Raw genomic sequence first — 14,005 nt, 5'->3', positions numbered from 1 at the left:
AGCATATTCACAGTCTCTGTACAGAAAATCTGGGGTACAGCGGCAAAATTAAACCGCTGCTTACCTCCCGATTACAGCTTTGACTACATCAAATAATAGTAGACATTTTCACTATTGGCGAATATTATTACCTGATCTTTAATCTCGTAACTTCCACCATTGATAAGGTATGACTACAGATTAAGACATAAAAATGGGCATTGTGTAAGGATACTGCAGCAGATCTATACCATTCAGACATCAGATGAAGGCAGGGCTTTAAAAGTTCTGGATATACATACAGATATAACGCATCTTAAACATCCGGAAGCCCCATGCTTTCCTATATAGGTTTGGAAGGCGGGCCATCCTACATTGACGAACTGCAGACCGTATTTAAGCCTGCCAAGGAAATCCTGACCAGAAGGGAAAAGGAAATCCTAAAAAATCCTATTGAAGGGCATAACAGCAGATCCCTTTCAGATAAGCTATTTCTGAGTGTCGAAACAGTAAATGCCCACAGGAGAAATATCCTTAGAAAAACACAGACCAAAAACACCATAAAACTTATCACAAAAGCAATTAGAGAAGGATGGTTATAATACTGCATTTTGTCTATTGAAAAGCCACAAGGCAAAAAAACATTAAGATTACCCTAATCCTCCAATCAAATAACTTCTCCTTCAAGCCAAGCTCCCTTCGCCGGCCAAAATCAAAATAGAAAAACTAATAAAAGAAAAACAATCATAAAAAAGAAAAAGAAAATAAACTAACTAACTTTTTAAATAGTCTTTCCATTCAAATAAACATCCTTTTCGCCACCTCCCAATAGCAGCCAAAACAGTCTGAGAAAAGGAAAAACACACTTAACTAATTGGCTGACTGCAGAAATAAAAGTTATTTTTTTAAAAAAATCGCCATAAAATTTGGTTTGCATTACAAACCATATTACATTTACAGAGCAAATTAATTTTCTTCTTTATGGAAAAAGAAATCAAATTGACCCCGCAAGAGAGTTTGAAGCTTATTGCAGAGGTAATCAGTCAGACAAAAGAAAACTTCAGATCGCACAGCTTTATATTTTTGCTTTGGGGCTGGACTTTGGCCATTGCAAGCATTCTTCAGTTTTTGATCCAAACGAAAACCAATTTTAAATACCACTTTTTGCCATTCCCCATTTTGGCAGGCGCTGCATTGCTTGTGACAATTAATTGCAGCCGAAACAAAACATCGGAAACCCATTTGAATTTTTTTCTTAAAAAACTTTGGATGGCTTTGGCTTTTGGATTTATTGCCATAGTATTTGCAAGCGTTTACCAAAAAATCCAGCCCTTTGCCTATACCTTGATATTAGCAGGAATTGGCACAGCAGTTTCTGGAATGGCAATGAAATTTAGGCCTCTGCTGTTTGGCGGCATCTGTTTTCTCATTGCATCTGTCTGCTGCGTTTATATTGCAGACGAGTTCAAAGTTCTGCTTCACGGCTTTGCCATAATTGCAGGCTATTTGATTCCGGGATACATGCTTAAAAATTCAAAATCATAATCGGATGGCGGATACTTTTGGGGAACTGGACCCTGTTTTGAATGCGCCTGTGCGTCTGGCTATTGTTTCTGCACTTGTTAAAATGAAACAGGCCGATTTTGGCTATCTGCAGGAGGTCACCCAAACAACGCAGGGCAATTTAAGCCATCAGATAAAGAAGCTTAATGAAGCAAAATATATTGAAGTGGAAAAAACATTTAAGGGAAACTATCCGCAAACAATCTGCAGACTGACAAAAACAGGGAAAAATGCCTTTGAAAATTATGTGGAGGCAATAAAGAAATATCTGCATCTCTAATTTTTTTGCTTTTTTAGTCTGCAATGCAAACTAGAATTATTTACAAACTAAAATCATTCAATCATTATGAAAACATTAAGCAGAACCTTTCTCACGCTGCTATTTTTAAATGGCATAGGAAACGCAAACGCACAAGAAAAAACAGCTAATAAAATGGAAACAAAAAAAATCGCATACGCAGACAAAATGCTGCTTCATATGCACCCGGAAAAAATCTTGAATTTTCTGCCAGACTTAAATGACGGGCAAATTGCGCAGCTCTACGGCATGTCAATAGAAGAATACCAATCGGCTAAAAAAGTTTATGATGTCCAGGCCCAAAATGCGGCGTCTGAACTTTTGGCAGATCCGGACTTTTCATTTAAAATTGACAGGCTTCCCTTCAAGAAAAACCAGACTGTTCTGGTAATTGGAGAAAGTACGGCAGATGCTTTAAACTCTTGGGTCTACATTCTGCAGCATCTTTTAAATCAAAGGCGGCCACAAGACAATATCCGCATAATCAATGCCGCGATTTCAGGGCAGACCACAACAGAAGCGCTCCGTAAAATAACAGGACAGCTAAAATCAAATCCAGATTGGGTAATCTGCCATTTGGGCACAAATGACTCAATGCGCTATGTAAACCAAAAGACAGCCGTTTCCCTAACAGAGACAATTGCGAACCTCAATGCCATAAAAGAAATAATCCGTAGAGATGCAAAAGCAAATATTGTTTGGCTTGCTCCAGTACAAGTCGACGAGAAAAAAGCGGCAGATTTCCAGCCGTTCAAAACCCAGCAATTGAGTCTGAAAAATTCAGATTTAAATGAAATCGGCAGATATTTGAAAACCCTGCCAGAACCTGCAATTGATGCGGCAGAAGAATTTGGAAATCCTGTAAATCCTGAATTCGTCCAGTTTGATGGCATACACCTTACCATTGATGGGCAAAAAGCAGTAGCGCGATCTTTAATCGATAAACTATCAACCATAAAATAGCATGAAAACGAAACTGATAAATCCGATTTTAATTGCCTGCATCATCTTTTTAGGCATAAGTGCATCAGCAGGGCTTTATGAACATTTATTCGGCATTCCGGAAATGCTAAAAAGCCCCTCAGCAATGACAGCCAAAAGCAATAACAGCTTGGGGCAGGCCATGAAGTTTTGGATACCGCTCCACTTTCTGATCCTCCTTACAATCGTGCCATCATTAATTTTCAATTGGAAAATCCCAACACGAAAAAAATTAGTACTATCGGCATTCGTCTGCTATATGTACATCACAATAATAAGCATATTCTTTGCCAGAAAATTGGAAACATTTAAAAACATGGCAGACAATATTGACTTTCAAAAGCAGACCAGCCTTTGGATAGCAGTTTCGTGGCATAGGCCAATTCTGATGGTAGCAATTGAAGCGCTGCTGCTCATAGCGCTTTCACGCCCCGCACCATACAGACAGGCATGATAGGGAAACAAAGAGCAATGGGCCGCTCTTCTGAAAGCCATTATGGAAAACTATCCGAATAGCTCCCAACCTGGCATCCGCAATCACTATTAGCTTAATGCTACAGCAAACAAAAAAAGCTCCAGATAAATCTGGAGCTTTTTTACTTAGTAGAGAGAGCATGACTCGAACCACTTCTTTAAAATTTTAGAAACCATCTGCGATCGAATAACTATCAAATTATATCTGCCGGTAAAATCAACTGCACTCTTTTCCCAACTCCATTCGCCGGCCAGAATCAAAACAAGAACAAAAACAATCTCGAAAAAGAAAATACTAACTAGCATCTAAAACCCGTAAAAACACCTGAGCGCATATTAAACAATTGCCCTAATTTTAAATATGGAAACTCCCGCCCCCAGATCATATTTTCCGCCGCTTTATCTGACAGCATCAGATTTATATTTTATAGAGCCACTAAAAGAAGAAAATTATGGAAATTGGAATCATAGGCATAAGCAGCCTGACCATTGATTTAGCAGGCAGGGCATCTAAGGCAGGCTTTAGGGTCATTATAAATAATCCCAAAGGTGGCAGCCTTATAAGAGACTGCATCGGAAAAATGGGAGCAGAAGTGCGCTTGGGCTCTCTCGATCAGGCGGCCGCCCCCAGCCTGATTGTGCTTTTCCTGCCGAAGGAAAATCTGGAAGACACAATCCAAAAGTTTCCTGATATGTCAGGAAAAACCGTACTGTACGCCAGTGGCCTCATTTCTGACGCGCAATCCCTTCACACGGGAATCACCAAAGCCATGGAATACCAAAACACGGCATCACTGCTTCCTGCCGCCCATATGGTAAAACTTTTCAATGCGGCGCCTTTTATATCAGACCGCATCAATGGGCAGGAAGAGAAAAAAGAAGAGCTGTTTTTTATGGGCGACTGTTCTGATTCAAGAAACAAAGCAGCAGCATTTCTAAAAAAACTGCAGTTCCTTCCCGTTGATCTCTCTTGCAGGCTGCAGCTTCAGAACAGCTGGATAAGCAGAGTTTCACACTGGACAGAATAGAGATCAATCGGTTCGAAAACTCTTTGAATCAAGAATAATGCTTCTCTGCCCATCTATGCTGTTTGGACAAGCCACATTGGCAAAATGCCATATTGTTTTACAAGTGCACATTTTGCAATTATGAGATTGGATATATGGATAATAAAACAATCTATCCAATAAAATCAGCAGCCTCATGAGCATCTCAAGCATTAGGGTACAAAACAATATGAAATGCAATCTAAAAGAGAAATTTAAATTTATAAAATAAGAAAGAAAGAAAGAAAGAAAGAAAGAAAGAGCCAACGACTGAATCCAGTGCAATTGGCTCTTATCATGAAACATCAGCTAAAAAAAAATCAGTGGTTCGAGTCCCGTTCCCGCTCGCGAAATTAATTGGCAGTTTTAAGAAGGCCGCAAGCATAATTAGGATGCAAAGAATTGCCGGTTCTGATAAAAAAGCGATGGACACTATTGCTGGGAAGATGCAAAAAAGCAGCAATGCCAGCAGTTCGTGCCCATTTATTCCTTACATTTGAAAAAAGGCTTTCAAGCCCAAACATCATTTGCGCTCCCATTCTTATAATATGGTAAAAACCGAAACAATCATTGCGGTGGCCAATGTGCCGGAAAGCTCAAGATTCTACCAGAATCTATTGGGCTGCAAAGGCACGCACGGAGGGGAAACCTTTGAAATCCTCACCAGCGGGGATACTGTGATATTATGCCTCCACAAATGGGGCGAACACGAGCACCCGACCATGGCCAGCCCAAATGACGGCCCGGCAAACGGACTGATACTTTTCTTCAGGGTGGATGATCTGAATGCAGCCTTTAAAAACGCCCTAAAGCTGGATGCCTCTCTTGAAAAGGGAATCCATTACAATGAAAACTCCCTGAAAAACCAATTTACGCTTTGGGATCCGGACCATTATTATATCATTGTTTCGGAGTAGCCTCTTCTTGCGAACCGCAGAAAGCCTCTTAAGAGTGGAAGCCATCGGGCATCTGCACTTAAAAAAGCTTTCGTCTGCAGCGGCAGAACCAACTTAAAATTTTGCAGTCTGGCAATATAGGCTATTGCATCATTTCCTTACAATGAGATGCGCCAGCGCCGGATCATTCAAAAGCCTGTCCATCTCTGTGCAGATGATTTCCTGCACATCCCTTTTAATCTGCGCAAAGTTCTCCTGGATCATTCCGTTATCGAGCTTTCTTACAGGCGGTATTTCCTTATATCCCTTCTCCTCTTTGAGCAAAGCCTTATGGTCGTTTACAATCGAGGAATGAAACGTTTTCAGCTCGATCTTGCAGTCAGGATTGTCTGCCACCATGCCTACGAATTCCCCCGAACTCAAAGAGGAGATCTTCGATGGCGGCACAGCCGAATCCAGCTGTCTGGAACGGCCGATCGAAGTATCGGAACTGTTTATTGACAAGCTCTCCCTATCCTGCATGATCTTCCCGAAACGATCCGAAAGCTGTTTGGCCGTGTCGCCCGTGACCTGCCCGGAGATGATGTTTCCGGTGATGTTCATAATCACATCGGCCTGCTCGCGCCCATAGTCCTTGCGCAGCTGGCTGAAGTCCTGCACCCCGAGGCAGGTGCTTACCCTGTTGCTTCTGGCCGTGGCGATCAGACTGTCCATATTGTTGAGATAAATGGTCGGGAACTCGTCAAACACGAGGCTCGATTTAAGCTTCCCTTTTTTGTTTACAAGCTTTATCAATCGGTTCACATAAAGAGACAATACCGCTCCGTAGATCTGCAGCTTTTGCGGGTTGTTTCCCATGCAGACGATCTTCGGCTCCTGGGGATTATTGATATCCAGTGTGAAATCATTTCCCGAAAGCACATAATACAGCTGGGGCGATGACAGCCTTGCCATGGCAATCTTCGCCGAGGCGATCTGCCCTTCCAATTGGTCCATCGCATCATTGAGATAGGCGCTGACAAAAGGATTGATCAGCGCCTCTATTTCCTTATCGGTCCGAAGCAGGGTAAAGAGGCTGTCATAATCGGTCTGCATAAGTTCTATCACATGCGGCAGGGTGCAGAACTCCCCGTCCTTATGCCTTCTGAGATACCAGATCACAGCCGATAAAAAATTGATTGGCGACTCCACAAAAAAATCGCCCTGGCGCTTGATCCACTCGCGGTTAAGCCCCATCAGAATTGTTCTGGCAGACTCCGAGGCGTCGGTGATATCCTCCATGCTCTGGGGATCCAGAGGATTGCAGCGGTGCATGATATTGTCGAAATTGATGAAGTAGCATTTGGGCCTAACAGCATAAACATGCCTGTATTTCTTAAAGGCATTGTAGGCAATCTTAGACAGATCATCGTACTTGAAATCATAGACAAACATGCTGAAGCCTTTGGCTATGTGCTGGGTGATGACATGGCGGATGACAAAGTATGATTTCCCAGATCCCGGCGTTCCGAGAACCATCAGCCCGCGGAAGGGATTTACAATATTGATCCAGCTCGAGCGGATCTTGCTTTTAAGATGGTATCGAGCGGGCAGATTGATCGAATATTCGTTTTCCAGCAGCCTCTCCTCCTGCGGAAAGGTTTCGTTCTTGCTGTTAAAGACATCGCCAGAAGCCAGCCTGTTTCTGATCAGCCTGGACAGCAGCGTGCCTCCCGACAGCATGAGAAGAAACCCCAAAGCCGTGACCGCCATATAACCCGCCGAAGCCATAACCTCATCAGCAGAAAACAGCAGCAAAAGCCCGCTTGAAAAATACAGCACCCCTCCTGAAACCATCTTGTAAAAAGCGGTCTTAAACTGCAGCTTCTCATCCTTTCTTCCCTTTGCCCCCAAAAGCGAAATCAAAAGAAAACCAAGCGCGGCAAGCTTGGAAATATAAAAATTATCAAACAGTCCCGTCCGGCATACCGATGCCAGCACCTTGTCCCCGAAATCCCCTGTAAGATTCCATGACTTAAAAGCCCCATAACTGTAATAGTAGCAATGCCCCAACAGCAGGATGATGCTGATGAGCCTTGTCATGTCTATTATTTTTCTCAGCGCCTGTTCGTTTTCTCCCGTCTGCATGGCTGCACTATTTTAGTGTGATTAATTTCTTTTCAATTCAGATCCGAACCGCCCATTTTCTTTCTTCTCCGGCGTTTTCGCTTTAATGCCGCAGGAACATTGTCAGGCTGCCATTCGGTTTTGAAAAGTTCCTGAAGCCCGTTTGTAAAAAAGCCATCTGAAATTCCATCTGAAATGCCTCTTGCTGTCTCCTCAAAAGTAGTCTCCCCTTGCTCTTTATGCTCTTTTTCCAAAAGTGTTTCAGCACCTGCCTTGACTTTCGAACCTGCACCCTCCCCACACCTTTCCAGCATCCCTTTCGCGCTGTAATTTTTCCCCAAAGCGCTGCCGTTTAAGACGCACTTGGTGACATGATCAACATAAGTGATGCCGTAGAGCTGCCCCTGGCCGCTGTTTCGCATTACAGCATCGATTCCCTCTTTGTGAAGTGCGGCAGCCAGCTTTTCCATATCCATATTCCTGCTTAAGAAAACGGCATCAACCGCACTACGGATCCGCTTCTTTTCAAATGCATTTTCCACGCTATTCAAGGCATAACGCCCTTCCAGAAAAGCAAGGGTAGGCTTCATTGCAAAATGGCTTGCCTTAATCGGAACTCCTGCCGTTTTGCCTTCCCTATCCAGCATGCGGTATACTAGCCCGCCCGTCTTAAAAATCCTCGAATCCTCTCTTCCTCTGTCCGCCTTTATATTATAGAGCTCCAGCACCGCATTGAGCTCCGCCAAGGAAGTGTATTTATAGTTTAAAAGCACGGAGTTCAGCACGGCCGACATGTCTTTTTTGGACTCTCTTTTACCATATGAAACCCTGCTCACTGCAACAGGATTTATCAGCGGCATATCCTCCGATTTTCTCCCTTCTGCCCTCATCAGATTGAACTGTTTTTCTATCTCTTTCCTTGCTTTCTCCGACTGGTTCTTTCCGATGTTCTGCATGTCGATCCTAGAGCCGTCCTCCCTTACTTTTATCGAGACCAGATGGATGTGCGGATGCCCTGCATCATGATGCTGGTAGACCAGATAGGGCTGCTCTGTGAAGCCAATCTTTTCCATATAGGCATCGGCGATCTTCATGAGCTTTTCGGCGGAATAATTCTCGGACGGATGGAAGTTCAGCGAGATGTGCACGCTGTTGCGCTTGACATTCCCGTTCAGGGCATTCTGATGCAGCAGGCGGTTGAGTTTCATATCGAAAGTCAGGTCCTTCAAAGCAGCCGGGTAATTGCCTTCCCCGATGCACTGGGCGGCGCCCTGCTTCACCTTATTTTCATTGTATCGGAAGATGCTCTGCACCGAATGTCCGGTCTTTATGACTGCAACCATCTGCGGGTCATTTTTTCGGTCATTCTTGCAATGGATTCTGTCTGGGCCAAGAGCCTTTCGCGCTGCGATTCGGCCTCTGAAATCCACTGCCTGAGCTCGTCATTATGCTGCATTGCATGGAGCCTTCTCACGCTCTGGTTGAAGTTGTTTCCAAGGGCGGAGAGCTCCTTTCGAAGACGGATGAACTCGAGCATGAATTCATCCAGCGAAGCATCCCGATGCTTGACTATAATTGGTTTATTCAAAAGACAGCTTCTTAGGTATTCGCTCATCTGCCTGCAGGCGGTTGTCTTGAACCTTCTTTCCAATGCCGCATATTCTGCGGCCGTAAAGCGCACTGCCGCAATGCGCGTCCTGTTTAAAATCTCTTTTCCCATCTTGTTTCCCTTTCATTTCTTCAAACAATCCTCCTTTGAGTTTCACTGCCGCGAGTTCCGAGCCAAGGCAGCCAGATTCGTTTGTTAAACAAACGGACATCTGGCAGACTGCAGGAACGAAGGCAGTTTTTGAACTTCCTCAAAGCTTAAAAGCCTAAAAACGCCGCTTTGAGGCCATCTCCAAAGCGAAAATAGAAAAGCCTTGCGGATTCCTCCCATCCCGCCCATATTTTGAATGGGGTGTTTCAGGCGCTTCTGGCTATCTTTGAAGCAGCGGATTATTAATTTAAAAACGAGAAATATGCTGACAGAAAATGATGCCGCCCAGGTTTTTGATACCATACTGAGTATCCCGGGCATGAATGAACAGGTGAGGATTGATCTGAAGATTTCACGAAAAAATGTGCTGTTGCTGCACCATGCAATTGAGCGCGGACTGGAGGAAAACGACAGCAGCCCTTCGGTGCTTTTAAAGCGCACCGCAGAGGAAAACATCATCGAATTAAGACAGCTTTCAGCGGATTGCCTGGGCAGGGCGGGACTGACCGAACTCAATGAAAAACTGGCCTGTCTTAGCGAGAAAAAAAAACAGTAAAAAACAAAAATGAAAAGCCGCCAGCAGAAAGTTTAGCGGCTTTTTTATTGCTATCCTAAATCCTCAATATTGAGAAGGCTCTTACTATACAATTTTAGCCTCTGATAGGAGTGTCTACACAAAACGAAAAAACTCCCTTAAAAAAGGGAGTCTTCGGCGGCCGGCGGTTGCCTGAAATGGTATGCGGTAACTAACTAAATCATTTGGGACAGAACCTCCAGACGAACCCCGCCGGTCCCCTGTTATTTTCTGACTGATTTAAACAGCAGCATTGCCAATATCAAGACAAATTTACGGCAATATAAACAGCCCGCCCTTACAGCATCTTCCGATAATATTACAGCATTCCTACTCTTTTCGGAAGCGCACCGAAAAATAATAATAAAATAAAAAAAGGCGCTATAAGGCGCCTTCATCCAAAAAGGAGTAGTACTTCTCCTCTGTAACGATCAGATGGTCCAGAAGCTTTATCTCCAGCAGCTCGCCAGCGGTCTTGATCTTTCTGGTAATCGCTTTGTCTGCCTCTGAAGGAGCGGTCTTTCCCGAGGGATGGTTGTGGGATATAATGATGGCCGCCGCATTGGCTTTAAGCGCAGAGGCAAACAGCAGCCTGATATCCACTACAGTACCTGAAATGCCTCCAGAGGATGACTGATAAAGGCCAAGCACCTTATTGGACTGGTTGAGCAGCAGGACTTTGAACTGCTCGATGAATTCTATCTTGTCGGGATCCCAGCAGTCCATCAGGATGGCATAGGCGGATTTGGAAGAAGTGATCTTGGGCCTCTCGGAGCTCTTCACTTTTGTTCTATAGATCAGATCTATTTCCGATACGGTTTTCCAGCTGCTGTCTTGTTGCGGTTTCATGGCTTTTAGCTTTTAAGATTAATAACAGCACCTGCACCGGGCAGAGGAAAGCGAACGCAAAAAGCAACGCAATAAAGCAGGGCGGATGCCCTGCATTTATGGGGGAATTTTTTGCTGTGAACCGCACTCCTGCGCCCGAACTTTGTGATGGGATTAAACTCAAATGGCTTCTCCGCCGAAATGCCTGCTCCAGAAAGCACTAACCGGATCATCAGACAGAGCAAAAAAACACGGCTAAAAACCCGGAAACGCAATGGGCTAGCATTCAAAACAGTGGAAGTAAAGAAGGCACAAATGCTGTTCCATTAATGCATAAACACCCCAAACCGTCTTGCCTCATGTGCCTTTTTCATCTAATTTTGCGGCATGAATTACGAAGACATCAAACGCCATTTTGAAAGCAGTCCTCCGCCCAAGGAAGCGAAGTGGACCGAATGGGCATACATCTCCGATACGCAGCTCTTCCTGAAGAGCTGCTACATCGGCATCAGAAACTTTAACGGGCCTGCTGACCGCTGTCCGGCATGGTGGCACTTGAAAGAATTTTACATTCTAATGAAAAAAGCAGCTTCGCAGACAGCTGGTGAAGAATCGCCTATAGAAGAAGCATCTGGCGAAATTATTGCAGAAGCCGCTTCTGAAAAAGCGGTTTCCGAAGAGGAAACTGCCGTTTAAAATTCAGCCTAATCCATGCTTTATTGCTTCCTGCACAAAACTAGTGGCTAATTATGAATATATGATGCCCTAAATTATTTTAACAGCCGGCATATTTCACAATCAAATCAGGCTATTCAAAATCATAGCCGCGATTGCTTCGCCAGTTCGCTTCGCTCGTGTGCCACGGAAATCCTTCTGCCTCAGGGCAGGATGGAGAAAAAGAAAGCCAAAAAGATACGCCGATAAGCTGTCTCCTTTATTCAATAAAATCAAAACCAAAAGCCCGCAGTCCTGACGGCCGTCGGGCTTCGATTTTTTTTAGGACTCTCTTATTATTTCATGCTGATGGCGTCCTTCAGGTTTTCCTGATCGATGAAGGCCGCAATGTACTGCTGGACTTCATTGCGTTTCTCTTTGTCCGTTTCAAAGCTGTTGATGTGGAACTCTTCGTCCTGGTCCAAGATATGTATGATCTCGGTGTACCCTTTTGAAATCAGGCTGCCTTTGAGCTTTAGGATCGTATGCTGCTGATGGGCATCCAAATCTTTTCTCACCTTTAATTGTATAGCTTTTTCCATTGTGAAAGATCTGTCTGTTATAGATAATAATCTGTAGCCAAATATAGTGATTTAGGCTTTATGCCGTTTAGCCGCACTGTTAAAATACGTCTTGAGAACCATTAAAACATGTTACACCTGGGCTGCTCTGCATATGCAGAACGGCTCTTTCTGAAAAACCATCTTTCCTATACCGTTTTGCCTCATGATAAATTTGTTTTTTTCCGTTTCCTTATTAACACATTAGGCATTAAAATGCCGCATATCGATCCAAAATTCCATAAATTTAGCATATCCCTCTTTAATAGCTAAAATATCCGTAGTATGGCAAAAATTATTAAACATTACGATCCTGCCTTCAAAGAAAATGCGGTTCGTCTAAGCTATGTAAGAAATACGGTTCTGGAAGCTGCAGAAGAATTAGGCGTTAGCCCTAAAATGCTTTCCAAATGGCGGGCCGCCTACTCCAGGTTTGCAAAAGGAAGCTTCCCTGGCAGAGGCCATAAAAGGGTCTATTTTGAAAACAGACAGATATATGAATTGGAAAAGAAGCTTTCAGAATCCCGGTTTCGGCTAGAAATATTGAAAAAGGGACTCAAATACATGCATAAGGGAAAACATGCCCTATGCGGCTTCATACATGAGAATAGAGACCAATATCCCTTGTATAAAATGTGCGAAGTCTTAGGGGCTTCCCATTCCACCTACGATTTATGGACAAAACACCCATTCTCAAAAACAGAGACGCGTGTCTATCTTCTTAAAAAAGAAATAGCATCCGTTTTTTTTGAGTTCAAGCAGAACAAGGGAAGCATCCTAATCACTAAAGAACTTCATAGGCGCGGATTCCAGATTTCTGATGGTCAGGTATCGTTTTACATGAAGCAGCTTGGATTGCATAGCAAAGCAAAAAAGAAATTTAAGGCGACAACAGATTCCAGACATAATTTATGCATTGCCCCGAATATATTAAACAGGCAGTTTAAAGTTGGCATACCTTCTAAAGTATGGGTTTCAGATATCACCTATATACAGATTGAAAAAAGATTTATGTATCTCACTATTGTTATGGACTTATATGATCGAAAAATAGTTGGCTGGCATTTGGGTTTCGGACTTTCTGCAAAGGCTACCGCTTTGCCCGCATTTGAAAAAGCCACAATTAATCGCCCTATTTTAGATGGATTGCTATTTCATTCCGACAGAGGCATGCAATATGCCAATAGGGCGTTTATTGAAAAACTGGATGGACTTAACTGTATAAGAAGCATGAGCCGCAAAGGGGACAAATTTGACAATGCAAGTGCTGAGAGTTTCTTTAGCACGCTAAAAAGAGAATTGATTTATAAACAGACAAGACTCCTGTCAGCACGAGAAATGAAAAAGAAAATATATGAATATATAGAAGACTGGTACAATAAAAAAAGAATACATTCCAGACTTGATTTCAAAACAATTGATGAATTCAATGGCATTAATGATGAAAAAGACCAGAACAAATTATGACCGTGACTTCAAATTAAAAGCAGTCTTTTTAAGCTATAAAAATGGGAGTTCGGCCCAGACAGCAAGAGATTTGCAGATACATAAAAATCTGCTTTTTCTTTGGAGAAAGGAATTAAAAGAATATGGATCGGGATGTTTTCCCGGCTATGGAAACCTTACTTTGACTTCGGAAGACAAAAAAATAAATGATCTTAAAAAACAGATTTGCCAGGCAGACATAAAGTATGAGATCATTAGAAATGCCAGTAAGTGCATATGCTTGGGGAAACCATTCATTTTTCAATTTATGCAAGAAAATGAAAAAAAATACCCCATAAAATTAATGTGCAGTGCACTTAATGCAAACAGGGGAACCTATCGTGCATGGAAGCGTGGCGTGCCCACGGAGACACAAAAATGGCACGCAGCACTAAAAAATGAAATCACCTCCATTTTTATCGCTTCAAAAGAGACTTATGGATGCCGCCGCATCGCTGCAGAACTCCAAAAATCAGGCTATTTCCTATCGCATAAAACAGTGTTAAAATACATGAGAGAGCTCGATCTGAAGGTTTTGATAATAAAAGCAAGACCTCCTGCAATCAGCAAAACTGCCAAACAAACTGATTTTAATACCAATGATGGCAAATGGCAACTAGACTAAGTTATATTATGCACTTATATATACGTTAAGGGCTATCCAAACAGCCAATCTTGCATACCTTTAGCTGCTTAGTGCCATTTACTTGGTTTTAATGAAAGTCTTCTTTTCTGCTCCCAA

The 14,005-nt window shown here is 43.0% G+C and carries 16 protein-coding genes; 11 read left to right on the top strand and 5 right to left on the bottom strand.

All coding sequences use genetic code 11. The annotated features are described in order from the left end of the window. The first annotated feature begins 314 nt into the window (after nt 1–314). From DMB71_RS15005 to DMB71_RS14970, 7 genes are all read left to right on the top strand, one after another. A complete protein-coding gene (locus DMB71_RS15005; RefSeq protein ID WP_111367400.1) occupies nt 315–581 on the top strand; it encodes a response regulator transcription factor in 267 nt (88 codons plus the stop codon). A gap of 379 nt (nt 582–960) precedes the next feature. After that, nucleotides 961–1,524 carry a hypothetical protein gene (locus DMB71_RS15000; protein WP_111367398.1) on the top strand — a complete coding sequence of 188 codons (564 nt, stop codon included), beginning with the start codon at nt 961–963 and terminating at the stop codon, nt 1,522–1,524. A gap of 4 nt (nt 1,525–1,528) precedes the next feature. Beyond that, complete coding sequence (locus tag DMB71_RS14995) at nt 1,529–1,822, top strand: winged helix-turn-helix domain-containing protein (protein ID WP_111367397.1); 294 nt, start codon at nt 1,529–1,531, stop codon at nt 1,820–1,822. Between the two features lie 153 nt (nt 1,823–1,975). After that, nucleotides 1,976–2,803: an SGNH/GDSL hydrolase family protein gene (locus DMB71_RS14990; protein ID WP_162614831.1), complete on the top strand. Its 828-nt coding sequence runs from the start codon at nt 1,976–1,978 to the stop codon at nt 2,801–2,803. 1 nt (nt 2,804) lies between these two features. After that, the gene (locus tag DMB71_RS14985; protein ID WP_111367393.1) at nt 2,805–3,275 is read left to right on the top strand and encodes a hypothetical protein; all 471 of its coding nucleotides are present in this window, start codon (nt 2,805–2,807) and stop codon (nt 3,273–3,275) included. 472 nt (nt 3,276–3,747) lie between these two features. Next, complete coding sequence (locus DMB71_RS14980) at nt 3,748–4,323, top strand: NAD(P)-binding domain-containing protein (protein ID WP_111367392.1); 576 nt, start codon at nt 3,748–3,750, stop codon at nt 4,321–4,323. 566 nt (nt 4,324–4,889) lie between these two features. Next, on the top strand, nt 4,890–5,258 hold the full coding sequence (locus tag DMB71_RS14970; protein ID WP_111367389.1) for a VOC family protein: 369 nt from the start codon (nt 4,890–4,892) through the stop codon (nt 5,256–5,258). Nucleotides 5,259–5,387: 129 nt separating this feature from the next. Here the strand turns inward: DMB71_RS14970 and mobC are convergent, their stop codons facing one another. From mobC to DMB71_RS14955, 3 genes are read right to left on the bottom strand one after another with little or no spacing between them, the layout of a single operon-like run. Next, entirely contained in the window at nt 5,388–7,364 is a 1,977-nt protein-coding gene (gene mobC, locus DMB71_RS14965) for a conjugal transfer protein MobC (RefSeq protein ID WP_111367387.1), read from the bottom strand. A gap of 32 nt (nt 7,365–7,396) precedes the next feature. Next, nucleotides 7,397–8,686: a relaxase/mobilization nuclease domain-containing protein gene (locus tag DMB71_RS14960; RefSeq protein WP_111367385.1), complete on the bottom strand. Its 1,290-nt coding sequence runs from the start codon at nt 8,684–8,686 to the stop codon at nt 7,397–7,399. Next, nucleotides 8,671–9,063 (bottom strand): plasmid mobilization protein, encoded by a 393-nt coding sequence (locus DMB71_RS14955; RefSeq protein ID WP_111367384.1) that lies wholly within the window; start codon nt 9,061–9,063, stop codon nt 8,671–8,673. Before DMB71_RS14955 ends, DMB71_RS14960 begins: the two co-directional genes overlap by 16 nt. A gap of 301 nt (nt 9,064–9,364) precedes the next feature. On the opposite strand from DMB71_RS14955, the gene DMB71_RS14950 reads away from it, so the two are divergent. Then, nucleotides 9,365–9,658, top strand: coding sequence for a hypothetical protein (locus DMB71_RS14950; RefSeq protein ID WP_111367382.1), 294 nt, complete (start codon nt 9,365–9,367; stop codon nt 9,656–9,658). A 399-nt stretch (nt 9,659–10,057) separates the two neighbouring features. On the opposite strand, the gene DMB71_RS14945 is transcribed toward DMB71_RS14950, so the two are convergent. Further along, the gene (locus DMB71_RS14945; protein ID WP_111367381.1) at nt 10,058–10,525 is read right to left on the bottom strand and encodes a JAB domain-containing protein; all 468 of its coding nucleotides are present in this window, start codon (nt 10,523–10,525) and stop codon (nt 10,058–10,060) included. Nucleotides 10,526–10,891: 366 nt separating this feature from the next. On the opposite strand from DMB71_RS14945, the gene DMB71_RS14940 reads away from it, so the two are divergent. Further along, nucleotides 10,892–11,200 carry a DUF6965 family protein gene (locus DMB71_RS14940; protein ID WP_111367379.1) on the top strand — a complete coding sequence of 103 codons (309 nt, stop codon included), beginning with the start codon at nt 10,892–10,894 and terminating at the stop codon, nt 11,198–11,200. 314 nt (nt 11,201–11,514) lie between these two features. Here DMB71_RS14940 and DMB71_RS14935 read toward each other — a convergent pair whose 3' ends face one another. Next, nucleotides 11,515–11,760, bottom strand: a complete 246-nt coding sequence (locus tag DMB71_RS14935) for a hypothetical protein (RefSeq protein ID WP_111367377.1) — start codon at nt 11,758–11,760, stop codon at nt 11,515–11,517. Nucleotides 11,761–12,063: 303 nt separating this feature from the next. On the opposite strand from DMB71_RS14935, the gene DMB71_RS14930 reads away from it, so the two are divergent. Continuing rightward, entirely contained in the window at nt 12,064–13,245 is a 1,182-nt protein-coding gene (locus tag DMB71_RS14930) for an IS3 family transposase (protein ID WP_111367375.1), read from the top strand. After that, nucleotides 13,199–13,888: an IS3 family transposase gene (locus tag DMB71_RS14925; protein ID WP_111367374.1), complete on the top strand. Its 690-nt coding sequence runs from the start codon at nt 13,199–13,201 to the stop codon at nt 13,886–13,888. Before DMB71_RS14930 ends, DMB71_RS14925 begins: the two co-directional genes overlap by 47 nt. Nucleotides 13,889–14,005: the final 117 nt, after the last annotated feature.

Source organism: Flavobacterium tistrianum (assembly GCF_003254545.1).
GTDB classification, from domain to species: Bacteria; Bacteroidota; Bacteroidia; order Flavobacteriales; family Flavobacteriaceae; genus Flavobacterium; species Flavobacterium tistrianum.
Note: the sequence above shows the minus strand (reverse complement) of the source record. Positions and strands in the feature narration are given on the sequence as shown.